This window comes from Gammaproteobacteria bacterium (assembly GCA_022450155.1).
GTDB lineage: Bacteria > Pseudomonadota > Gammaproteobacteria > Arenicellales > UBA868 > REDSEA-S09-B13.
This window is the reverse complement of the sequence record JAKUQR010000030.1, coordinates 1-21,915: the sequence shown is the minus strand read 5'-3', so window position 1 is coordinate 21,915 and position 21,915 is coordinate 1. Positions and strand designations below refer to the sequence as shown.

The window sequence follows — 21,915 nt, the reverse complement described above, 5'->3', positions numbered from 1 at the left end:
CGATTATGGCTATTTCATCCCTAGCAGGTCTTGGAAAAATGGCCGAACTGCGCCAGAGAATTCTGTTCGTACTGGGGGCGCTGGTAGTTTTTCGTATCGGGACCCATATTCCGATACCCGGTGTGGACCCTTCAGCTGTTGCGGCAATGTTTGCCCAGACCCGAGGCTCAATCATCGATATATTCAACATGTTCAGTGGCGGAGCTCTGAAACGATTGTCAATATTGGCACTTGGTGTAATGCCCTACATATCTGCCTCAATCATCATTCAGATGATGAGTTCCATAATTCCGCAGCTTGAGCAGTTAAAAAAAGAGGGTGAGTCCGGAAGACGAAAGATTACACAGTACACGCGTTATGGCACCGTTGGTCTGGCAACTTTTCAGGCGTTAGGCATAGCTATTGCCATAGAAGGCCAACAGGCAGGCGGTGGTCCTGTAGTCCTGATACCTGGAATAGGATTCAAAATAACCACAGTAGCGACGCTTGTAACTGGAACTATGTTTCTGGTCTGGCTCGGTGAGCAGATTTCAGAACGAGGGATTGGTAACGGCATATCATTGATTATCTTTGGTAGTATCGTGGCGGGTCTTCCGTCGGCCGTTGCCGGCACTCTTGAACTTGCACGTACCGGTACGTTCTCCCCCATAGGTGTACTGGCTTTGTTTATCGGTGCAATTGCAATCACGGCTGCTGTCGTATTTGTTGAACGAGGTCAACGCCGAATAACAGTTAACTATGCAAAACGACAGCAGGGACGTCGGATGCTGGCCGGACAGACCAGTCATCTACCCCTGAAACTGAATATGGCCGGTGTAATACCGCCAATATTTGCTTCCAGCATCATACTGTTTCCGGCTAGCTTGGGCAGTTGGTTTGGTCAGGCTGAAGGAATGGGCTGGTTGCGTGACATCTCAACCACTCTGGCGCCAGGGCAGCCGATATATGCACTGGTTTATGCCGCGATGATCGTTTTCTTCTGCTTTTTCTATACAGCGTTGGTGTTTAATCCCAATGAAATTGCTGACAACCTTAAGAAGTCTGGTGCTTTTGTGCCCGGTATCAGACCAGGGATCCAGACAGCTAATTACATAGACAAAGTAGTGTCGCGACTGACTCTAGGTGGCGCTGTGTACCTGACAGTGGTTTGTCTTATACCTGAGTTTCTAATCGTAAAATGGGGAGTCCCATTCTATTTTGGTGGAACTTCCCTTCTGATAATCGTCGTCGTGATGATGGACATGATGTCACAGGTTCAGTCGTACTTGATGTCCCGGCAGTACGACAGCCTGATGAAGAAATCGTCGATCGTTGGTGGTATGGGCATGACCCGATAAGCATTACGGAGATGAATCATGAAAGTTAGGGCATCAGTCAAGAAGATGTGCAGGAACTGCAAGATTATTCGCCGTCATGGAACGGTTAGAGTGATCTGTGTCAACCCACGTCACAAGCAGCGCCAGGGCTAGTCGATAGGGTAGAAAGTTATATGAATTCAGTTTATTTAGGACTGTAAATGACCGTATTAACATCAATATCAGGAAACAATAGTGGCTCGAATATCAGGAATTAATCTGCCGCCGAATAAACATATCGAGATCGCGTTGACTTCGATTTACGGCATTGGCAAGATACGCGCCCAGCAGATTTGTGACGGTGCTGGCGTGGTTAGATCGACCAAGGTCCGGGAACTGTCTGACCGGGACGCTGAAAGTTTGCGCGCCCAGGTCAGTGAGTATGTGGTTGAAGGGGATCTTCGGCGAGAGGTCTCAATGAGTATCAAGAGACTCATGGATCTTGGGTGCTACAGGGGAATGCGTCACCGCCGAGGTCTGCCGGTGCGTGGACAGCGAAGTTCTACCAATGCCCGCACGCGTAAGGGCCCCAAGAGACCTATCAGGAAGTAAATCGAGGAATATCGAATGGCTAAGTCGACGGGCAAGAAGAGAACCAAGGCGAAGGTGAAGGTGCGTAAAAATGTGGCTGAGGGAATCGCGCACATCCACGCTACGTTTAACAATACGATTATTACGATCACAGATCGCCACGGAAATGCTATAGCGTGGGCGACCGCTGGCGGTGCAGGTTTTCGCGGGAGCCGCAAAAGCACGCCATTTGCAGCTCAGGTTGCGGCTGAAACTGCTGGTAAGGCAGCGCAGGAAGTTGGTATGAAGCATCTCGATATCAAGATCAAGGGACCAGGCCCAGGGCGTGATTCTTCAGTACGTGCACTTAATGGGCTCGGTTTTGAAATCAGTTCAATCAGTGACGTAACTCCGATACCTCATAATGGCTGTCGACCGCCAAAAAGACGTCGCGTATAGAAAGGGTAATCAGCAATGGCAAGATACAGAGGACCGACATGTAAGCTAGCAAGACGGGAAGGGACAGATCTTTTCCTGAAGAGTCCGGTGAGGCCGATCGACACAAAATGCAAGTTCGACAGACCTCCAGGTTTTAAAGCAGGTGGTAGAAGACCTCGTGTCACAGTTTATGGTACACAGCTGCGAGAGAAACAGAAACTCCGGAACATGTATGGCCTGATGGAAAGACAGTTTCACAGCTACTATGTGGAGGCAGCCAGGCGCAAAGGTTCTAGTGGTGAAAATCTACTGACGTTACTTGAGTGCCGGCTGGACAACGTGGTTTATCGTATGGGATTTGGAATCACGCGTGCCGAAGCACGTCAGCTTGTGAGTCATAACGCTATCCTGGTCAATGGGCGGCGGGTCAATATAGCGTCCTACCAGGTGCAAGTCGGTGACGCAATCGAAGTCCGTGAAAAAAGCAAAGGCCAGTTAAGAATCAAAGCAGCCCTGGAAATTGCGGAACAGTTGGGTTTTGTAAACTGGGTCGAAGTTGACACTAAGACGGCCAAGGGCGTTTTCAAAGTTGTTCCTGACCGGGCTGACCTTTCCCAGAATATCGATGAGTCTTTGGTGGTGGCGCTTTATTCGAAGTAAAGGAATCGGTCGCCGTGTGTTCTGTTCTGTTGGATTAACATAACATGCTGTGAATTTGGAACAAGTAAACAAGTACATGATCTGAGGAATTAATCTGATGCAGGAAGCCAATCGCGAATTTTTGACGCCTAACGTCATCAGCGTTGACAATGTAAATTTAACCCGCGCCCGAGTGACGCTGGAGCCGCTGGAACGCGGTTTTGGTTATACGCTTGGTAACGCGTTGCGCCGAATCTTGTTGTCATCAATGAGTGGGGCCGCGGTCACTGAAGTCCGTATTGAAAACGTGTTGCATGAGTACTCTTCTATTCCTGGAGTACAGGAAGATGTCATCGAGATCCTCCTTAATCTAAAGAACCTGGCGGTCAGAATGCACAACCGGACAGAGACTGTTCTACAGGTGTCTAAAAAGGGTTCCGGGACGATGACTGCTGGCGATATTCAACTCGACCACGATGTTGAGGTAGTGAATCCCAACCATGTGATCGCAAACCTCTCCGATGAAGGCGAGCTGAGTATGCAGATCACGGTAGCAAAGGGCAGGGGTTACGAGGTCGTTGACATCAGCAACACCCCAGAGGAAACGAGGGAAGTCGGCGTGCTGAAACTGGATGCTTCGTACAGTCCGATCCGTCGTGTGTCTTACAGCGTGGAGAACGCCCGTGTGGAGCAACGCACAGATTTGGACAAGCTGGTAATCGACATTGAAACGAACGGTACTATCGACCCAGAAGATGCAGTACGCCGGGCAGCAACCATACTGCATGAGCAGATTGCTGTGTTTATACAGCTTGAGGAAACCAGTCGATCTGCAGGAGAGATCTCCGAAGAAAAGATCGATCCATTACTGTTACGACCTGTTGATGATCTGGAGTTAACAGTCCGTTCCGCTAACTGCCTAAAAGCCGAAAACATCTACTACATTGGTGATCTGATTCAACGGACTGAGGTTGAGTTGCTTAAAACCCCGAACCTGGGTAAAAAATCACTGACTGAGATTAAGGATGTCCTGGCTGGTCGGGGCCTGTCTCTTGGTTTGAGACTTGAGAATTGGCCGCCTCCATCGATGCGAAGAGAAAGCCGGGAAGGACTGCACTGATTCTTAGGGAGAACGACGAGATGCGTCATCAGAAATCCGGCCGAATTCTGGGTCGAAACTCAAGTCATCGCAAAGCCATGTTTCGCAATATGGCGGCGTCATTGTTTCGACATGAGCAAATCAGAACCACTGTACCCAAAGCGAAGGAACTCAGGCGGGTGGCTGAACCACTGATTACCCTCGCAAAAATACCGAACCTCGCAAACCGTCGCCGGGCCATGTCCAGGCTCCGGGATCGAGATGCCGTGACGAAACTGTTTGATGATCTGGGCCCGCGCTTTAAAGACAGAGCCGGCGGCTATACGCGTATTCTGAGATGTGGTTTGCGAGCGGGTGATAGTGCACCTATGGCGTATGTCCAATTGCTCGACAAGCCTGATGAGGTTACCGCTGGGGACGATTGACTACATTCCTGATAGCGTATTAACGGCTAAACCCCGCTGCGGCGGGGTTTAGCCGTCTGGGGCTAAGACCTGATCAATTATTTGAGCTAAATATCGAGATACTGCGCCTGCAGACCCCGTATATTTATCTGCCGACTCGGCTAATATTAGCGTCTAAAAAATATTGGGCCGGAAACGAATTTTCAGTCTTCAAGAAATCAGACAGGCAAAAGCGTCATGAACAGCGCATCAGGGAGTGATCGGGTAGGCCACCTGCTCGACGGCGTTGCGTACGACTTTGTTCCTTCACCAAACTGTGATGATCGACCGGAGAATGTGGAGATCGATACGGTGGTTATTCATACCATCAGCTTGCCGCCCGGTGAGTACGGCGGTGACGGCATTATTGATTTTTTCCTGAACCGCATCCAGGCGGCAGACCATCCTTATTTTGAGAGCATATACCACCTCAAGGTATCCAGTCATTTTCTGGTACGACGTGGTGGTGAAATTCTGCAGTTCGTACCAGTTGCGCGCAGAGCCTGGCATGCCGGGGATTCGGAATTCAAAGGAAGAAATGCGGTAAACGATTTCTCTATTGGGATAGAACTTGAGGGGATGGAGAACAGTTCGTTTGAATCTACCCAGTACGAATCCCTTACGGTGTTGACACGATTGCTGATGAATACCTATCCAGCGATTACGCTGGATAGGATAGTCGGACATAGCGATATTGCACCGGGACGTAAGACCGATCCCGGGCCGCACTTTGACTGGCTCCGTTTCCGGGAGAAACTAGGACCCGGTTGAATCAGCCTTACTTCGGCGATCGTGATCCCAGAGTAGATCTGGTTCGCCAGCTTCACGGTTGAGGGTCCGCGCAATCACGAACAGCAGGTCTGACAGTCGATTGACATACTGCAGTGTGACGGCAGTGACCGAGTGCTGATCGTCTACCGCAAAAAGACTGCGCTCCAGTCTTCGACAGACGCTTCTGGCCAGGTGACAAACGGCTGCAGATCGTGCGCCGCCTGGCAGGATGAAATCCTTTAACGGCGGCAGATCCTTGTTCAACTGGTCAAGCGTGTTTTCCAAATAGACGACCCGTTCCGGTTTAACCAGAGTGTGACCGGGTATGCTGAGTTCCCCACCGATGTCGAACAATGTGTGCTGGACGTTGAACAGGCACTCGGTAATCGGTGCTGGCAGTGGCTCGTCTATCAAAATGCCGAGAAGGCTATTAAGTTCATCAGCGTTTCCCATGGCCTCCACCCGGGGTGCTGTTTTAGCAATACGACTACCATCACCGAGCCCCGTCTCCCCGGAGTCACCGGTCCGTGTGTAGATCTTTGTCAGTCGATTGCCCATGGCTTTAGCATGTTGTTCATGTGCTACTGGAATTCAATAGTACGCGATTTAGGCGGGAGGAACATACAGTAAAGCACGAAAATCGTTGATATTAGTACAGGTCGGTCCTGTTACTACCGCATCATCCAACGCCGAGAAAAACGTGCCCGCATCATTTTCAGAGAGCATTTTCTCAGCGTCGAGTCCCAACGCTGCGGCACGCGCTAGCGTATCAGGACTGATCACGGCTCCAGCCGCATCATGGCTGCCGTCTAACCCATCGGTATCACAGGCGATACCCCAGGTACCCGGCAATCCGTTTAAGGCCTGGGCAGCGGCCAGGAGGTACTCCCGGTTTGGTCCACCACGGCCGGGACCCCTGACGGTAACTGTTGTTTCACCGCCGGACAGTAGGAGCAGTGGGATATTGTCAGTGTTGGTCTTAATCATATCGTGCAACATCCGGGCATGTTTCACTCCCACCTGCCGGGATTCTCCAGCCACCCGGTCACCCAGGTTGTGTATTTCGAACCCTTTTTCACGTCCGTATGCCGCTGCAGCACACAAGCCCAGTTCAGGTGACCCGATAATACGGTGGCTAGAGCGTGCCAGCTTGGCTGTGCCGGGTTTCGGGGTTTCCAAAGATCTATTGGAAAGCAGGTTTCGAACTTGGTCATTCAACTCAATACCGTACCGGTCAATGATTGACAGCGCGTCGGCACAGTTGCTGCGATCCGCAACTGTTGGACCGGACGCTATTACGGTCGGATCATCACCGGCTACATCTGAGATTAAGAGGGTAAACGTACTTCCGGGCCATGCGGCTTCGGCAAGACGGCCGCCTTTGATCTGTGAAAGATGTTTACGCACGCAGTTGATCTGGGAGATGTCGGCACCGGATTCCAGCAACTGCTGGTTTATCTGTTGTTTTTCTGCCAAGCTAAGTTCCGCAATTGGCAGTGTCAGTAGAGCAGACCCGCCTCCGGAAAGCAGACACAGCATTAGGTCGTCTTCATCAAGCGACACTGCAATATCCAGCATTCTTTTTGCGCCACGTATGCCTGACGCGTCAGGTATGGGGTGGCCGGCTTCAAGAACTTCGATTTCATTACAGGCTTTCGCATGTCCGTATGGGGTGAGTACCACACCAGACAGCGGTCCAGGACAGCACGCCTCTAGAGCCTGCGCCATGGATGCGGCAGCTTTTCCGGCGCCAATAACCACTGTTCGACCGGTGGATTGGTCCGGTATTAGGTTACGGTCCATCAGCCTTCCGGGGGCTGCGCTGGCGACAGCGACGGAAAACAGGGCCTGCATCAACTGGCGCGGATCATCTTTGACTGAAACATTCATTTAGTGCAGGTGCTGTTGAACTCGCAGGTTACAACCTTTGCTCAATGTGTTGGTGTTTACCTTGTCGTGAAACTAGAATTATCTCAGTTGGAGTGCCCATAGATGTGGATGATGGAGAATCAATATGCCTAATTATGCCGCACCTGTTGATGACCTTAAGTTTGTCCTTAACGAACTTGTTGATCTGGAAGGGATTCGCGCGATGCCGGGATACGAAGAGGCCACCTCAGATGTAGTCGACGCAGTGCTGAATGAAGCCGGGAAACTGGCCTCGGAAGTGCTCGCTCCGCTGAACAGGCGTGGAGACGTGGAGGCACCCACCGTAAAAGACGGAGTGGTAACGACCTCTACGGAATGGAGAGCTGCATACCAGAAGTTTGCGGAGGGTGGCTGGACGGCACTCATTTTTGACCCTGAATACGGTGGTCAGGGTCTGCCTCGAGTATTGGCTGTAGCTGTACAGGAAATGTGGGATGCCGCAAATATGTCATTCGGACTCTGTCCGTTGCTGACAAACTCTGCTGCCGAGGCAATCTCATTGCAGGGCAGTGAGGAACAGAAACGAATCTATCTGACTAAACTCGTGTCTGGTGAGTGGGCTGGAACGATGAATCTGACTGAGCCACAGGCTGGGTCTGATCTCAGTGCGATCAGGGCAAGCGCCATACCGACAGACGACGACGGACACTATCTCCTGAGCGGTCAGAAAATCTATATTACCTACGGTGAGCACGATCTCACCTCTAATATCGTGCATCTTGTGCTGGCTCGAACACCAGACGCACCCGAAGGCGTAAAAGGTATTTCGCTATTTATCGTACCGAAATTCATACCGGATGCACAGGGCGAACCTGGCGAGCGAAACGATCTGCGATGTGTGTCTCTCGAGCACAAACTCGGCATCCACGGCAGTCCCACTGCGCTAATGGCATACGGCGATCAAGGTGGTGCAACTGCGTATCTTATCGGTGACAAAAATAGGGGACTCGAGTACATGTTCATCATGATGAACATGGCGAGACATGCTGTTGGTGTCGAGGGTTACGCTGTTGCTGAACGCGCTTACCAGCGTGCTCGAAATTTTGTGATTGAACGAGTTCAGGGGCGGGCGGTAGGTGATCCGAGTGGCAAGCGAGTCACCATAATTGCTCACCCGGATGTCGCCCGCATGATGATCGATATGAAGAGTCGTGTGGAGGCTATGCGAGCAGTCAGCATGTACGCGGCGCAGGCAATGGATTGTTCCATCCGGCACCCGGACGAACAGGCCAGAGCAAAGGCCCAACGGCGTTTAGACGTACTGATTCCCATCGTTAAGGGTTGGAGCAGTGAAGTGGGCAACCAGGTTACCGGTGTGGCCTTGCAGGTTCACGGTGGCATGGGGTTTATCGAAGAAACCGGTGCGGCTCAACATTACCGCGACGCCCGCATCACCACGATTTACGAAGGCACTACCGGGATTCAGGCGGCTGATCTGGTGGGTCGAAAACTTCTTCGTGATGGTGGTGAGGTTATTTACGAATTAATTAAACAAGCACGTACAGATCTTATGCAGATTAACCCTGGTGAGTCCGACGCGCTGAAAGTAATTTGTACGAATGTGTCTACGTCACTTGATCGACTTTCAGGCGCGACGGACTGGATTCTTGAAGCAGGTACCCAGGATCCCAGACGACCCTACGCATCATCCTTTCACTATCTCATGCTGTGGGGTATCGTTGCAGGGGGCTGGCAAATGGCAAGGGCTGCGGGTGTAGCGGCTCGCCATTTGACAACGTATGAGGGCAATCAGGATTTCTATAGGAGCAAATTACTCACCTGCCGACATTACAGTGAGCAGGTGCTGCCGGAAAGCGAAGCCCATTACCAGGCAATAATTTCGGGATCGGATACCGTACTGGCAGCCGCACAGTACATCTGATCAGGCGAGTTTGAGGCCGTTGGCAACGGGTTGTTCAGGTTGTGCCAGCACAACAGATCCATCAGCCTGGGTAAAGCCGGTGATCAAGAATTCAGACCTAATCGGGCCAATCTGTTTTTTTGGAAAATTGACTACACCGAGAACCTGCTTTCCGACCAGATCATCTGGTGTATAAAGATCAGTGATCTGCGCGCTGGATTTAAGCATGCCTACTTCTGGCCCGAAATCAACATGGAGGATGTAAGCCGGCTTTAGGGCTTCGGGAAAAATTCTTGCTTCAATGACTGTGCCGATCCGAAGATCGACTTGTTCAAATTCCTGCCAGTTGATTGTTTTCATGATCATGCCCGCGGTGGTTGTGATTCTGGATCATCGACTCCAATGAGTTGACGAATTGCGGCTGTTTCGAAGTCTGGCAGGGGCTGGTTACGTTCTGGAAGCCAGTGATCCAGCCATTGCCGCAGCGGCAACAATTCAGGTGCACTGAGATTTTGCTCCAGCAGTTGCATAACTCTCGGTATGTGTATGACGTAGTGTGGTTTGTCGTCCCGGAGCAGAAGACGGAAAAATATCCCTGCTACCTTGCAGTGTCGCTGTGCCCCTAATACGCGATACCAGATCCTAAAGTTTTCAATCTCCAGCAAAGGCATAGCTTCGTGGTACCGCCGTATCATCGACTCGACCAGAACTGGGTCGATATCATGCCGTGCATCCTCCAGTAAAGAGACCAGGTCGTAGGCCATCGGTCCGATCACAGCGTCTTGGAAGTCAAGCAGTCCACAGCCTGAAATCCCGGTTCCCGGGGGAACCCGCATCAGGTTGTCAACGTGGAAATCTCTTAGTACGAGTGAATGGGCAGGTTCGGGAAGACCCTCTAGGATCTCCTGCCAGATCGACATGTAGCTGTGGCGCATCTCGGCGTTGGTGGCGTTGTTGCGAATTACCGGCGCATACCAGTCGGGCAGGAGCAGCGCTTCTTGGATGAAGAGGTTACGGTCATATAGGGGAAGGTCGATTGCACCGGCGTTTGGGTGACTGTGCAAGGCAATCAGCACGTCGACAGCGAGAGGATAAAGTGAGATGTCGTCTGTATCAGCTGCAATCAGACGGGTAAAAGTGTCATCGCCAAAGTCCTCCAGCAAAAGGAAGCCGTATTCTTTATTAAAATAGATGATTTCAGGTGCTTTGAGTCCTATTGCGGTGAGGTGGTGGGCGATTTTGGCGAATTGCCCTACATCTTCGAGTTCCGGCGGTGCGTCCATAAGCAGAATAGGTTTGTCCGGGTCCGATAGACGGAAATATCGACGGAATGAGGCATCCTGGATGAGGGGTACCAGTGACCGCTCGTCAAGACCGTGCTGCTGAAGAAAAGTGCGACGCTGGGCCTGTCTTTCGTCGTTGAGCATCATTTCTGTAGTGGCCTGACCGTCATACGGGTTGGTGTCTGTCAAAAGATACCATGCAGGTACCATTGACCACTTCCGAGGTCGCGGAAAATCCAGGCTCGTAGTTGGTTATTTGAAGCCAGATAGTAGTCACGTTTTACCGGATTTTTATCCCACCAGCCACTGCTGATTCGTTCGACCTGCTTATCCAGTAACAATGGTTTTCCCTGGAGACAGGGTTGACCGTGTTTTATATCCATGTGCCTGGGTCGATGAAGTAACCACAGTGGCCGAGGAAAAGATCGAAATGTAGGCCCAGGCTCTCCAGGGGGGCAAGGCATCCAGGATCTCTCCGGACGATGATCTGGGTTGAGCCGTATGCCCTGAACAGCTTTGAAGCCAAGACGGTTCTGAAGACTGTCGAGCAATACTGTTGGATCGCCTGAGAGATTGCAGTTGTCTGCCAGTAGGACATCATTATCTTCCGGGATCGATATCAAAAGTTTTGCTTTGAGCGCCAGGTGTGTAACTGGCCGCTTCAGTTGTACCGCTTCAAATGCAAGCCGGGATAGCTTTAGAAACACTTGAGTCTCTCGGTGGGGACAGGACATCTGCACGGGTATATCCAAGGAGTACCCATGGTCATCTGTAAGAATCCAGTTAAGGTGGTTGGCTGCTGCACAGGAATGTTTTAACTGTACATCCATGGTGTTCAGCAGATGTTCTATAGCTGGAAGCAGGAACTCGATTGAGTCGGTATCCTGCATAAGTGCTACATCTTCGTAGAATGCCAGTGGAGGTTTATAAAATAACTGGGGATCAGCTGTTCGGCCGACGATCTGATCCAGTTGATTGAGCACAGCTGGATTGAGTCGCCGGGCAAGATCATGCCGTGAAAGGCGTAGTAAATCTCCGATTTCGTGGATGCCGAGCCGGTTTAGCAGATCGCTTTGGCGGCACTCAAGATTTAGCCATTCGATGGGCAGGTCGCGCAGGTGAGATATAAGCTGGCTGCGGTCAGTGATACACAACGTTCGACCTGCGCGGGCACTCAATACCGCACTTGCAGGTGTCGGAGTGACAGCTGTCTGGAATCGATGGGCTTCAGTCTGGATCCAGCTGTCTACCGATATCAACAGGGACTGAAGTCCACCATAGAGTTTAAGGCTGCCTCCGATCTCCATCAGCAGACAGTCCTTGCGAATGACAATAGCAGGTGTCCAGCGGGTTGCCCGGCTGGCCAGTTTTTCCAGTGCCTGTTTTTCCAACATCCGGTCACGGGGGAACGTTCTGAGTTGCGGGGCCATGGCCCGAGCCGCAGCCAGTGTCATGCCTGGGTGAATACTGGCCTGGTCTGCGGCATCATTGACAGTGGTGATCCGATAAGCCTGTCTTTGCTGTTCAAAAGCCACCGCTGGTGTGTTTTCAGCGAGGTTAGTGACAACTTCAAGAGGAAGTTTCGGAAAATATAGGGCCAGCCAGAGCGGAAGTTTGTTAGATGGCCCTGCTGGTGAGGGGTTTTGGGGAGGAAGATACGGGACGGAAAAGAGAGTTCTCGAGGTTGGACTTTCCGGTACAACACAGGTGTTTGAACGCTGATTCACGGGCAACAACTCATATCGGACGGTATATGTTGAACAGGAATGTGCCGTGACAGCATCAGGTTATTCACTGAACGGCCGCCTCGGCACTTAAGTATGTTCAGCTGAGTGCCGTCTGGGTGCGGTTGGCACTGAACGCGCAGGGCGGCACTGGTATGGGAATCCGCAGTATGGTCAGTGCAGAAGCAGATCATCCAGGCCTGGCCGTGTTCGGCAGCCAGTTGGAGGCGGCGTAGAGAGGTTCGGTCAAGGTGTTGAGCCCAGAACAAAACCACACTGCAACTGCCGGATCGGAGAGATTCTTCTGCTGCCCATAAGGCATCCTGCTGTTTGCTGGGTCGGACCAAAAGTGTCCGCGACAGTTCTATACCATTGTCGTTCAGGGCCGGTGCAAAGGGGATGTGGGGGGGTGCTATCCAGGTCTGCCAGCGTGCCTGCTTGCTCAGTACAGACAATGCAGGCGCCATCAGCCACAAGGGGCTGTGGTTGATGTCTTTAACCAAAACCTCGGTCATTGCGCCCAGCGGCCAGCCGCCGCCAGGCAGGCACTGGTCCAATTTATCAAATCCCGTTGGTATCACGGTACGGGTTGTGATAGTGGACCGGTTCCCTCGCCAGATATCCCGCCGATTCAGACAGGACTCAAGACTCACGGCAGGTTGCCGCTACGGATCACCCCAACGCCTATGCCCTCAATAGCGAAGGTATCTTTCCTCAGGTCTACCCGAATCGGCTCAAAGTCAGGATTATGCGGTAATAGGGTGACTACATTTCCACGCTGACGAAACTGCTTCACGGTGACTTCGTCCTCTAGTCGTGCCACTATGATCTGGCCGTTTTCAGCTACCCTGCTGCGGTGTACTGCCAGCAGATCATGATTGAGAATGCCGGCATCGCGCATGCTCATGCCCCGTACTCGAAGTAGATAATGTGCTTTGGGCTGGAAAAGTCGATCAGGCAGGGTGTAATGATCTTCAATATGTTCGCTGGCAAGGATAGGACTGCCGGCAGCCACTTCACCGATCACTGGTATTCCTGTCGGTGCCAACAGTCGGATGCCCCGCGAAGTTCCGGTGCGCAGTTCGATTGCGCCCTTACGTGCCAGTACCCGCAGATGTTCCTCGGCCGCGTTGGCCGAACGGAAACCAAGCTGTTTTGCGATCTCTGCACGAGTTGGTGGCATACCGGTGTGCTGAAAAAATGCCTGGATGCACTCCAGTACCTGTAGTTGTCGGGTTGTCAATGTTTGCGTCATGGGGGTCTGTTACCGGTTTTAGAAGTCAGCACCACGCTTGTCGATACTGTAATTATATACAGTTATCGGATAGCCCTGTCCAGTACCACCTGGGTCATGTCAGATGCCCATAATCAGGGTGATACGCAGAGTCCGGCAGCCGTGCGGACAGCACGACGCAGCGAAGAGACATGGCTTTCAGGACCTCAAGGTGGCCCAGGATGGTCTATCAGGATACCTTCTCCGACAGGACATCTTCATAGCGCTGTTCATGTGTTTTGAAAGCATAATGTCTTCGGCCGGAGATCAAGCCGACACTGTCGGCGGTGTGGCTTAGGGGCAAGTCTGCTACAGCGATTCAGGTTACTGATAGGATAGGCGGGTGTCCGGCCGCTGCCGTGTTCTGAAGTCGACTGGAGTTAGCAGATGCCTGTTGTGAAACGGTTATGACAGTAAAGCCCCCGCCTCGTGTCAGCGATCCTGCGGTCTGGAAATCAGCGGCTTTCCCGGATGAGTCGAGCTGGACCGTCCAGCTGACGGACAGCCATATCATGGAACTGGAATCGGCCGCAGAGCGGATCGTGTCATCCGCTATAGATGCCCCGGGTTTTGGTCAGGACGCGTTTGCGTTGCCCACATTGGGTTCTGTTCTTGCGGATCAGTTGACCATTCTGGAGCATGGACGCGGGTTCTTTTTGTTAAGAGGGCTGGATGTAGATCGTTATGACCCGCAGTTTCTGAGGATTATGTACTGGGGTATCTGCTCACATCTCGGTACAGGGATTTCTCAGAATACATATGGAGAACTGATGAGCGATGTTACGGACCATGGAGAGGTGTTTCCTGGAGAGGACCCCTACCGATACAACATTCGGGCGCACAGGACGGCAGTAGAGATTTCTCCTCATACCGACAGTTGTGATCATGTGGCCCTGATGTGTGTGCGTCCTGCCCAGCAGGGCGGTGGCAGTGCTGTGGTCAGTGCCCTGGCCGTATACAACGAAATTGCGGCGTCTCGACCTGATTTTGTCGAAACCCTCAGCCGTGGCTTTTTCCTGGACCTGGTGGGCAAAGGGACTGAAGACAAACAATTGAGCGTTCACCGTATTCCGGTGTTCAGTTACTTCGATGGTAAGCTGTCCGCCCGGTTTAACAAGCGACAGATCGAACTCGGCGCAGAGAAATTGGGTGGCGGTCTGGACCCTTTGAGTCAGGCGGCCATTGAGTATATACAGCAGGTTTCAGAGCAGAACGAGTTTCGAGTGACCATGGAATTTCGCGCGGGTGACATCCAAGTCCTAAATAACCGTGTCATATTTCACTCCCGCGAATCATTCATGGATGATGCCGACAAGGGCCGGAAACGCCTGTTGTGGCGGGTCTGGCTGAGTTCACACCAGCCCAGGCCTTTGGCGCCTGAGTTTGCTGATCAGCTCAACTCAGGCAGGCGAGGTGGTGTCACGAAACGGTTTTGATGCGTAACGCGTTTTGGCAGGTCGGTTGATGGTCATTGTCCTGCCCCCTGGATTACCCCGTATGTCCTAAATATGTCCTAAAATCTAAGAACTATTAAGGAGCTCACAATGGATCTTAATATCCGTGGTCGGTCGGCTGTGATTACTGGTGCTTCCAAAGGTATCGGGCGGGCTGTTGCAGAGCGATTTGCAGCGGAAGGTGTCAATGTCCACTTGGTTGCCCGAACTGTGACAGCGCTCGATACAGCAGTCGATGAACTGAAAGACAAATACGGCGTGGATGCTGGATTCTCTGCGCTGGATTTATCTGTCAGCGCCAATGTCGATCAACTGTTTGCCAAATACGTAGGTACCATTGACATCCTGGTAAACAATGCTGGGGCCATTCCTGGTGGCGGTATCGACCGGGTCGATGAGGCGACGTGGCGACAGGCATGGGACCTTAAAGTTTTCGGCTATATCAATACATGTCGCCTGGTCTATGATCGCATGCGAGACGCTGGCCATGGCGTGATCATCAATATCATCGGTGCAGCAGGCGAAAGGCCAAGTCCAGGATATATTGCAGGTGCAGGCGGCAACGCATCTTTGATGGCGATTACACGCGGTCTCGGCAGCCACAGCTTAAGCGACGGAATACGGGTTGTGGCAATCAATCCAGGTCTGATCCGGACAGAGAGGCTTGTGACAATTCTTAAGGCTCAGGCCGAAGCGAGCTTGGGTGATGAAAATCGTTGGGAGGAACTGATCGATCCTGTTTTTGCACCAGGCGACCCGCAACACATTGCGGATCTTACTGCTTTTCTGGCATCTGATCTGTCCGGTAACACCACGGGTACTGTGTTTACGGTCGATGGCGGAAGCAGTGTGCGGTGAGTCCGCTATCATTGTGCGTTGGCAATTTGCTTGCTAGCCTAAGCATGCGGCCCGTGGCGGAGCACATTGGCTTGGTGATAAGAATCGAGTAGATAACATGGCATCTGGTTAAACGAAACGTTTATGCTTGTGCTGTTTACAGGCAAGAGGAGGAAAATTATGAGCCTTAGCTCGCTGGATCACTGTTCAATTCGGACAGTCAAACTTGATGAAACGCGGGACTTCTACGTCAATATCCTCGGTATGGTAGACGGAGATCGTCCCGATTTTCCATTTCCCGGCGCGTGGCTGTATGTGGATGGGGTCGCTGTGGTACATATTATTGGTGTGGATCCTAACGATTCTTCCGGTCTTGCGTCTTATCTTGGAGGTGAAACGAGTGCCGACGCACTGACGGGGTCGGGTGCATTCGACCACATTGCATTTCGCGCCAAGGACCCTAAACTGTTGATGTCGCGCCTGAAGGAGAACGGGTACGAGTATCGTGAGCGTGACATCCCGAGTATGAACCTGTTCCAGGTGTTTATTGAAGATCCCAATGGCATCACGATCGAACTCAACTACTGGGGTGAGGAGCAGGCGGCTGCGTAAATTGTCGCAGTTCGTCTAGCCATGTCGGAAGTAACCGCCGCAGTGTCCGCAGTTCCAAGGCGTGAGGAGATGATCGAGCGGGCGATCGCCATGATACCAAAGTTGGCAGAGCGGGCCGATTTGGTTGAAGACACCCGCACAATCCATCCAGGCGCCCGCTGTGGCTGGTGGTCCCTAGGGACCAGTTCGACGAGATCGACACCTGGCAGGTGACGGGTCTTGTTGGTACCGGCAGCCGCGACGTACAGTGTGACGCAGTCTTTGTTGCGGACTATATGACGCTCGAACCCAAAGAAACACGTGGCGGTCCGACGCCTGGGACGCCCCACGTACCCGGGCTGCTCTATCAGCTGCCGGTATTGGGTTTGTTTCCCCATCTTCTGATCGGGCCTATGGTGGGGATTGCACAGGGTGCTTACGACGATTATGTCAGTGAGATTCGTGAACGGCGCTCGACGGCTAGCGCTGCTAAGCTGGTAGAGCAAACGCAGATTCAAATGAAAGTGGCCGAAGCCGGGGTGTTGATTCAAGCAGCGTGGGTACTTGCACTGGATAACATACGCGAAGCAGAACGTATTGTCGCCGCTGGATTTCAACCTGATGTGGCAACAAAGGTGCGCGTGGCGGCGCGACGGTGCCTATGCCGCACAAACTGTGTCAAGACCGTGCAGCTACTGCAATCGGTAATCGGTGCGGCAGGGAAGTTTCTAAGCAACCCATTTCAACGGCGTTTCCGCGATATACACGCAGCCGGAAGTCAGATTCAGGTTATTTTTGATATTAACGGGGCCGAGTTCGGTCGTGTTGAACTGGGCCTTGACCCTGTCAACAAGGCAGTCTGAACCAGCTTTGGGTCAGACCACAGGCTGATTGACCCAGCAGACCAGTCCCTGGCGTTACACTATCTGCTACGGCTTCCCACTGGATGTTCACCGAAAAAGTGGGTTATCCTCTTGGTTCTACTAGTCAGGCGAGGTTTGAGATGGACGAAGAAGTTTTTAATATTCAGCTGCGAAAGTTCTTGAAAAAAGTGGGTATCCAGTCACAGCGCGAAATCGAACAGGCCGTACGTTCGGCTATCAGCGCAGATACGCTCGACGCGACGGAAACGCTGACAGCTCGCGTTGTGCTGCAGGTTCCAGCGGTGGGCATTGATGTCACCATAGAAGATACGATTAAGCTGAGCTGAGTAGTTCGGGAATAGGTCTGATCCCACAGGTATAGTTCGTGACTGAGTTCAGGCCGCCTTTGATAGAAATACGCGATGCCACGGTATTCCGGGGTGTCACAAAAGTATTTGACCACCTGGATCTGGTTCTGGAACAAGGTCGCAGTACCGCGATCCTGGGACCCAATGGGTCCGGTAAGACCACACTGTTGAAGCTGCTTACCCGGGAGCTCTATCCTGTCCAGCGTAACGGTGCGTACGTACGCATTCTGGGGCAGGCGCGTGGCGATATCTGGTCCCTGCGCACACAGCTGGGTATTATTTCGAGTGACCTCCAATTCGAGTATGCCGGTCGGGCCAGCGGACTTGAGGTAGTGCTTTCGGGCTTTTACGCTAGCGTCGGTGTGTGGGGCCACCAGGAATATGCCACCAGCCAACAGGAGATGGCTCGGGCGACACTGCATGAATTGGAAATTGAGGACCTGGCAGAGCGCCGTTATGAGACTTTGTCGACCGGTCAGCAAAGGCGGTTGCTGCTTGGCCGTGCCCTGGTCAACCAACCCAACAGTCTTTTGCTCGATGAGCCGACCAGTGGTCTGGACCTTGCGGCCACGTTTAATTATCTCAAGACTTTGCGTCGGTTGATTTTACATGGACGAACCGTGGTGTTGGTGACCCATCATATCCACGAAATTCCACCCGAGATTGAGCGTGTCGTTCTATTAGATGCCGGCAGGATTACAGCTGATGGTCACAAGCGTGTGGTGTTGTCCAGTCAGTCGCTGAGTTTGTTGTTTGGGGAGTCGATCAATCTGATCGAATCGGATGGCTGGTACCAAGCGACGCCAGCTTGAAGGGTTTAAACCGCTGCTTTTTCCCCTGCGGCTGATCGGCGTTCTGGTTTGTCATCGTACTCCAAGGAGTCTTCACCGTTGTAGACGAGAAAGTGGCGCCCCTTGGCGCGTGCGATCAGCGTTACGCCGAGATCCTGAGCGAGCTCCATACCCATGTAGGTAATTCCGGAACGGGATACCAGAATGGGAATACCCATATGAGCTGCTTTCATCACAATCTCAGACGTGAGCCGGCCGGTGGTGTAGAAGAGCTTGTCATTTCCCTCAAGTCCTTCCAGCCACATCTCTCCGGCAATGGTATCGGTCGCATTGTGTCGACCGACATCTTCAACAAAATAGAGGATCTGTGCACCGTCACACAATGCACAACCATGTACTGCGCCGGCAGCGCGGTAAACTTCGTTATAACTACTGATCGTCTTCAGTAGTGCATAGATGGTGGACTGAAGTATCTCAACACGAGGCAGACGAGTGTCGTAGAGTTTGTCGAGGGTGCAACTGAATATGGTACCCTGACCACAGCCACTGGTGACAATACGGCTGGAGATTTTTTCCTGTAAGTTAGTGATGCCCTCACCGTGCGTTGTGATGACATCAGCGGTTTCCCGCTCCCAGTCGACTCTAACCTCTGCGATCTCTTCGATGTGGTCGATAAGTCGCTGGTTGCGCAGATATCCCAGTGTGAGTTTCTCCGGGTAGGTGCCCAGCGTCATTAAAGTCACGACTTCACGCCCATCAACTTTGATGGTCAGAGGAAACTCTCCAGCTACACGCAGATCGCGTCGGTCGCCGTACTCGTCTCGCGCTTCGACGGGGTATGTTGCAGGCAGTCCTTCGTTCGACAAAATAGGTCGATGAACTGTCGGCGGTTGACCAAGATCTGTTTGCTGTCGTCCCATCTTTACTCGTCACAATTGAGTGCTTCTGTCTTGACCAGTATAGTGATGGTCTATGGCAAACCTTGCAACCATCAAAACCCCGGGACCTACACGGTTTTAAGTGTCTGTTATTGTGGAGCGAAAATCGTTTCATGACAAACCGGGGCTGGCTGACAGTTGGTCAGTAGTGGGTGTTATCGGCGGAAATCACAATGGCGGCGAAACGGAATCGACACTGATCCGTGAAGATGACGGTATTTGGCAATACCTTTATGGTGGATTTGACATCGAGTTCGCCGTCCCTTGCAGGGAGGGTGATAGGGTGTCCATGGAAGACGAGCCACATAGTTTTTTCAGGCACTGGTCGAACTGCAAACAGATGTCCCGCGAGGGTGAACTGGACAGTTCCGGTCAAGAACAGGGTAGGGATCAAGTAGCCGCTGACGTCGATTCGGAGGAGGCTGCTGAAAATCCATTGACTGATGCTGACATGCCGCCATTGGACACACTCGGCGAAGACAATGATTTCAGTAGTTTTCTTTCCCCTGAAGTCAGCAAGGTGCTGCGCAAGTAAGCCCTACGCAAGATGTTTCATCTTGCGGCTTTCAACGTGCGAGATGGATTGGACGACTACGATGAAGATTTTACCGTTTTTGAGCCATTGGGCGACGTTATGATAGCCGATATGTGGCATAGGGCGGAGCTTGAGGCGCAGCGGGCCCAGGAGGCGCTTGCTGCAGACGGGGAAAGCCTTGCACCCGGGCAAACCCCGGCGGAGGACCAGGTTGTAGGCAATGATGATCAGTGCGGTGACATCAAAACATCCCCCAATGATGCCAGGATAGCGCAGACCGAAGAAGAAACAGATAAGACTGCCAGCAATGGCGCAAGGGATAGCGAAGGTGTCAAACCCGGATGACTGATTCAGACACAGCAATCATCGACTATCTCGGTTTTGATCTGCCCGGGGAAAATCAATTGGCGCAGGCGCGGCGCACAGCTCTGCTGCACGGGCTGAAAGGCAGCGCAGAGCCCACATCGCTGGTTTCGTACACTTCAGCCGGCCTGGTTCTGATCATCGGTCCGGAACCCTCTGCGTTGTCGGTGGCTGAGAGTCTTGTCGGGTCTGTGACCTGTTTCGTACTCGCGACAGACGCCATCGACAATACGTCGTCCCCACCGACAGGTTACGAGAAGCGTCAAGTTGCCGGCCAGGATGTCCCAGTTGTTTTTGGCAAACCGAAACAAATATATGGTCATCTGGGTAACTTCGAGGTGATTATTGAGCGAGGTCAGAAAGAGGTGGAGTTAGCGAAGGCCATGAATCTGGCGGGTGGCGGAATCGACATAGTCCTTGACCTTGCTCGAGATCCGTTGCTCAGAACCGAATTGTTGCCACCGGGCTATTTTGCGCCGGCTGGGGATTCATCGAGACTTGATCAGGCACTATTGGATATACCCGACCTTAATGGGACCTTTGAAAAACCGCGTTATGTGCAATACAACTCCGACATCTGCGCCCACGGTGAACGCGGGATAGTGGGTTGTACCCAGTGCATCGATGCTTGTCCGACAGGATCGCTCACCTCTCTGGCTGAACGTATCGCGGTAGATCCTTACCTGTGTCACGGTTTGGGGTCGTGCGCTGCGGTGTGTCCGACGGGTGCGATGACCTACGCCTATCCCAACCTGACCCGTACATTAGACAGTCTACGACGACTGCTCAGTAGCTTTCGTGAAGCTACAGATAAAGCCGCCGCGTTATTGCTGTTCGCCAGTGAACATGCCGGCAGTGCAGTTGAGGATGCGGTTGGTAATATGGCTGCTGATATTATTCCTTGGCGGATCGAGGAAACGGGTTCAACAGGTATTGAAGTCTGGCTGTCAGCACTTGCTTACGGTGCACGGTCTGTCATGATTGTGACAACAACGCACACACCACCTTCCACACTGACCGCACTGGAGTCACAGGTCAAGCTGGCAGGCGTGCTACTGGAAGGGCTGGGCTATTCGGGCACTTGCGTTCGCCTGATAGATGTCGAGCACCTCTCCAATCCGGACAGCCTGGCGGTAGACCCGGCCAATGGGATTGCGCTCGCTGCCACTTATGGCGGGCTAGACGAGAAACGGGTCGTACTTCGATTTGCGTTTGATCATCTGATTCAAACAGCAAATGTCAGCAAAGATGTTGTTGATCTTCCCAACGGTTCCCCGTTCGGTACGGTGGATATCGATACCGATGCGTGTACGCTTTGTATGGCCTGTGTATCAGTTTGTCCTTCCGGGGCAATGGGCGATGATAAGGAAAGTCCCAGATTGACGTTTCTGGAATGGAATTGTGTTCAATGCGGAATTTGTGAACGTGCCTGCCCGGAAGGTGCAATTTCACTGCATGCGCGCTTGTTGCTTAACGCTGAACAAAGAATGCGGGCTCGAACCGTAAACGAGGAGTCACCTTTTCACTGTATAGATTGTGGCAAGCCGTTCACAACTCAGAGTATGGTGGCCAAAATGGAGGAAAAGCTTAAAGGGCACCGGATGTTTCAGGGAGATGGCCTGAAATCACTGCACCGGTGCGAAGATTGCCGGGTCAAGGCGATGTTCTGAATAAATTATGCGTAAGTTTGCGTGAATTGCAGCCAGTAAGTGATTGATTCTTTGATACTGTAAGAATTTAAGATATTTAGTGTTGCAAAAGCCAAAGTGCAATGCATTGTCCGTCATCATCGTCTCCTCTTTGAGTTAACGATGAGCTAAAACCCCCTCTTAGGCAATCAGACTATTCTG

24 protein-coding genes and 1 pseudogene are annotated in these 21,915 nt (G+C 52.3%); 17 read left to right on the top strand and 8 right to left on the bottom strand.

Going from position 1 to position 21,915, the window contains the following annotated elements; genetic code table 11:
• Window positions 1-5 precede the first annotated feature (5 nt).
• The 8 genes from secY to ampD all read left to right on the top strand — a co-directional run bounded on the left by secY (window position 6) and on the right by ampD (window position 5,255).
• Window positions 6-1,337 (top strand): preprotein translocase subunit SecY, encoded by a 1,332-nt coding sequence (secY, locus tag MK323_13320; GenBank protein ID MCH2483130.1) that lies wholly within the window; start codon window positions 6-8, stop codon window positions 1,335-1,337.
• Window positions 1,338-1,355: 18 nt separating this feature from the next.
• Complete coding sequence (gene rpmJ / locus MK323_13315; GenBank protein MCH2483129.1) at window positions 1,356-1,469, top strand: 50S ribosomal protein L36; 114 nt, start codon at window positions 1,356-1,358, stop codon at window positions 1,467-1,469.
• 81 nt (window positions 1,470-1,550) lie between these two features.
• Complete coding sequence (gene rpsM / locus MK323_13310) at window positions 1,551-1,907, top strand: 30S ribosomal protein S13 (protein ID MCH2483128.1); 357 nt, start codon at window positions 1,551-1,553, stop codon at window positions 1,905-1,907.
• A 15-nt stretch (window positions 1,908-1,922) separates the two neighbouring features.
• The gene (rpsK, locus tag MK323_13305; protein MCH2483127.1) at window positions 1,923-2,324 is read left to right on the top strand and encodes a 30S ribosomal protein S11; all 402 of its coding nucleotides are present in this window, start codon (window positions 1,923-1,925) and stop codon (window positions 2,322-2,324) included.
• Window positions 2,325-2,339: 15 nt separating this feature from the next.
• The gene (rpsD, locus tag MK323_13300; protein ID MCH2483126.1) at window positions 2,340-2,963 is read left to right on the top strand and encodes a 30S ribosomal protein S4; all 624 of its coding nucleotides are present in this window, start codon (window positions 2,340-2,342) and stop codon (window positions 2,961-2,963) included.
• A 97-nt stretch (window positions 2,964-3,060) separates the two neighbouring features.
• On the top strand, window positions 3,061-4,062 hold the full coding sequence (rpoA, locus tag MK323_13295) for a DNA-directed RNA polymerase subunit alpha (GenBank protein MCH2483125.1): 1,002 nt from the start codon (window positions 3,061-3,063) through the stop codon (window positions 4,060-4,062).
• Between the two features lie 20 nt (window positions 4,063-4,082).
• A complete protein-coding gene (rplQ, locus tag MK323_13290; protein ID MCH2483124.1) occupies window positions 4,083-4,466 on the top strand; it encodes a 50S ribosomal protein L17 in 384 nt (127 codons plus the stop codon).
• A gap of 216 nt (window positions 4,467-4,682) precedes the next feature.
• Complete coding sequence (ampD, locus tag MK323_13285) at window positions 4,683-5,255, top strand: 1,6-anhydro-N-acetylmuramyl-L-alanine amidase AmpD (protein MCH2483123.1); 573 nt, start codon at window positions 4,683-4,685, stop codon at window positions 5,253-5,255.
• Here the strand turns inward: ampD and MK323_13280 are convergent.
• Window positions 5,241-5,813, bottom strand: coding sequence for a cob(I)yrinic acid a,c-diamide adenosyltransferase (locus tag MK323_13280; protein ID MCH2483122.1), 573 nt, complete (start codon window positions 5,811-5,813; stop codon window positions 5,241-5,243). The two genes, ampD and MK323_13280, sit on opposite strands and share 15 nt — an antisense overlap.
• A gap of 48 nt (window positions 5,814-5,861) precedes the next feature.
• A complete protein-coding gene (locus MK323_13275; protein MCH2483121.1) occupies window positions 5,862-7,145 on the bottom strand; it encodes a glycerate kinase in 1,284 nt (427 codons plus the stop codon).
• 124 nt (window positions 7,146-7,269) lie between these two features.
• On the opposite strand from MK323_13275, the gene MK323_13270 reads away from it, so the two are divergent.
• Window positions 7,270-9,066 carry an acyl-CoA dehydrogenase gene (locus MK323_13270; GenBank protein MCH2483120.1) on the top strand — a complete coding sequence of 599 codons (1,797 nt, stop codon included), beginning with the start codon at window positions 7,270-7,272 and terminating at the stop codon, window positions 9,064-9,066.
• Here MK323_13270 and MK323_13265 read toward each other — a convergent pair whose 3' ends face one another.
• From MK323_13265 to lexA, 5 genes are all read right to left on the bottom strand, one after another.
• The gene (locus MK323_13265) at window positions 9,067-9,405 is read right to left on the bottom strand and encodes a tRNA-binding protein (protein MCH2483119.1); all 339 of its coding nucleotides are present in this window, start codon (window positions 9,403-9,405) and stop codon (window positions 9,067-9,069) included.
• A gap of 2 nt (window positions 9,406-9,407) precedes the next feature.
• Window positions 9,408-10,517: a phosphotransferase gene (locus MK323_13260; GenBank protein MCH2483118.1), complete on the bottom strand. Its 1,110-nt coding sequence runs from the start codon at window positions 10,515-10,517 to the stop codon at window positions 9,408-9,410.
• Window positions 10,514-11,863, bottom strand: coding sequence for a DNA polymerase Y family protein (locus tag MK323_13255; protein MCH2483117.1), 1,350 nt, complete (start codon window positions 11,861-11,863; stop codon window positions 10,514-10,516). The genes MK323_13260 and MK323_13255 overlap by 4 nt, the downstream gene beginning before the upstream one ends.
• Before the next feature lie 188 nt (window positions 11,864-12,051).
• Window positions 12,052-12,705, bottom strand: a complete 654-nt coding sequence (imuA, locus tag MK323_13250) for a translesion DNA synthesis-associated protein ImuA (GenBank protein ID MCH2483116.1) — start codon at window positions 12,703-12,705, stop codon at window positions 12,052-12,054.
• On the bottom strand, window positions 12,702-13,307 hold the full coding sequence (gene lexA, locus MK323_13245; GenBank protein ID MCH2483115.1) for a transcriptional repressor LexA: 606 nt from the start codon (window positions 13,305-13,307) through the stop codon (window positions 12,702-12,704). The genes imuA and lexA overlap by 4 nt, the downstream gene beginning before the upstream one ends.
• Before the next feature lie 425 nt (window positions 13,308-13,732).
• On the opposite strand from lexA, the gene MK323_13240 reads away from it, so the two are divergent.
• The 6 genes from MK323_13240 (at window position 13,733) to MK323_13215 (ending at window position 18,250) form a co-directional block, all read left to right on the top strand.
• Window positions 13,733-14,761, top strand: coding sequence for a TauD/TfdA family dioxygenase (locus MK323_13240; GenBank protein ID MCH2483114.1), 1,029 nt, complete (start codon window positions 13,733-13,735; stop codon window positions 14,759-14,761).
• 108 nt (window positions 14,762-14,869) lie between these two features.
• Window positions 14,870-15,637: a short-chain dehydrogenase/reductase gene (locus MK323_13235; GenBank protein ID MCH2483113.1), complete on the top strand. Its 768-nt coding sequence runs from the start codon at window positions 14,870-14,872 to the stop codon at window positions 15,635-15,637.
• A 159-nt stretch (window positions 15,638-15,796) separates the two neighbouring features.
• The gene (locus MK323_13230; protein ID MCH2483112.1) at window positions 15,797-16,228 is read left to right on the top strand and encodes a VOC family protein; all 432 of its coding nucleotides are present in this window, start codon (window positions 15,797-15,799) and stop codon (window positions 16,226-16,228) included.
• 167 nt (window positions 16,229-16,395) lie between these two features.
• The gene (locus MK323_13225) at window positions 16,396-17,070 is read left to right on the top strand and encodes a hypothetical protein (GenBank protein ID MCH2483111.1); all 675 of its coding nucleotides are present in this window, start codon (window positions 16,396-16,398) and stop codon (window positions 17,068-17,070) included.
• A gap of 140 nt (window positions 17,071-17,210) precedes the next feature.
• Complete coding sequence (locus MK323_13220) at window positions 17,211-17,417, top strand: DUF6494 family protein (protein ID MCH2483110.1); 207 nt, start codon at window positions 17,211-17,213, stop codon at window positions 17,415-17,417.
• A gap of 38 nt (window positions 17,418-17,455) precedes the next feature.
• The gene (locus tag MK323_13215) at window positions 17,456-18,250 is read left to right on the top strand and encodes an ATP-binding cassette domain-containing protein (protein MCH2483109.1); all 795 of its coding nucleotides are present in this window, start codon (window positions 17,456-17,458) and stop codon (window positions 18,248-18,250) included.
• Between the two features lie 5 nt (window positions 18,251-18,255).
• Here MK323_13215 and MK323_13210 read toward each other — a convergent pair whose 3' ends face one another.
• Window positions 18,256-19,149, bottom strand: coding sequence for a formate dehydrogenase accessory sulfurtransferase FdhD (locus tag MK323_13210; protein ID MCH2483108.1), 894 nt, complete (start codon window positions 19,147-19,149; stop codon window positions 18,256-18,258).
• Window positions 19,150-19,507: 358 nt separating this feature from the next.
• Here MK323_13210 and MK323_13205 point away from each other — a divergent pair.
• Window positions 19,508-20,047 (top strand): annotated as a pseudogene (locus MK323_13205) (DUF3306 domain-containing protein).
• Window positions 20,044-21,735, top strand: coding sequence for a 4Fe-4S binding protein (locus tag MK323_13200; GenBank protein ID MCH2483107.1), 1,692 nt, complete (start codon window positions 20,044-20,046; stop codon window positions 21,733-21,735). Before MK323_13205 ends, MK323_13200 begins: the two are co-directional and overlap by 4 nt.
• Window positions 21,736-21,915 lie beyond the last annotated feature (180 nt).

Coding starts and splice junctions, on each gene's coding strand:
- secY (MCH2483130.1), top strand. CDS start 6: ATGGCTATTTCATCCCTAGCAGGTCTTGGAAAAATGGCCGAACTGCGC.
- rpmJ (MCH2483129.1), top strand. CDS start 1,356: ATGAAAGTTAGGGCATCAGTCAAGAAGATGTGCAGGAACTGCAAGATT.
- rpsK (MCH2483127.1), top strand. CDS start 1,923: ATGGCTAAGTCGACGGGCAAGAAGAGAACCAAGGCGAAGGTGAAGGTG.
- rpsD (MCH2483126.1), top strand. CDS start 2,340: ATGGCAAGATACAGAGGACCGACATGTAAGCTAGCAAGACGGGAAGGG.
- rpoA (MCH2483125.1), top strand. CDS start 3,061: ATGCAGGAAGCCAATCGCGAATTTTTGACGCCTAACGTCATCAGCGTT.
- rplQ (MCH2483124.1), top strand. CDS start 4,083: ATGCGTCATCAGAAATCCGGCCGAATTCTGGGTCGAAACTCAAGTCAT.
- ampD (MCH2483123.1), top strand. CDS start 4,683: ATGAACAGCGCATCAGGGAGTGATCGGGTAGGCCACCTGCTCGACGGC.
- MK323_13280 (MCH2483122.1), bottom strand. CDS start 5,813: ATGGGCAATCGACTGACAAAGATCTACACACGGACCGGTGACTCCGGG.
- MK323_13275 (MCH2483121.1), bottom strand. CDS start 7,145: ATGAATGTTTCAGTCAAAGATGATCCGCGCCAGTTGATGCAGGCCCTG.
- MK323_13270 (MCH2483120.1), top strand. CDS start 7,270: ATGCCTAATTATGCCGCACCTGTTGATGACCTTAAGTTTGTCCTTAAC.
- MK323_13265 (MCH2483119.1), bottom strand. CDS start 9,405: ATGAAAACAATCAACTGGCAGGAATTTGAACAAGTCGATCTTCGGATC.
- lexA (MCH2483115.1), bottom strand. CDS start 13,307: ATGACGCAAACATTGACAACCCGACAACTACAGGTACTGGAGTGCATC.
- MK323_13240 (MCH2483114.1), top strand. CDS start 13,733: ATGACAGTAAAGCCCCCGCCTCGTGTCAGCGATCCTGCGGTCTGGAAA.
- MK323_13235 (MCH2483113.1), top strand. CDS start 14,870: ATGGATCTTAATATCCGTGGTCGGTCGGCTGTGATTACTGGTGCTTCC.
- MK323_13230 (MCH2483112.1), top strand. CDS start 15,797: ATGAGCCTTAGCTCGCTGGATCACTGTTCAATTCGGACAGTCAAACTT.
- MK323_13220 (MCH2483110.1), top strand. CDS start 17,211: ATGGACGAAGAAGTTTTTAATATTCAGCTGCGAAAGTTCTTGAAAAAA.
- MK323_13210 (MCH2483108.1), bottom strand. CDS start 19,149: ATGGGACGACAGCAAACAGATCTTGGTCAACCGCCGACAGTTCATCGA.
- MK323_13200 (MCH2483107.1), top strand. CDS start 20,044: ATGACTGATTCAGACACAGCAATCATCGACTATCTCGGTTTTGATCTG.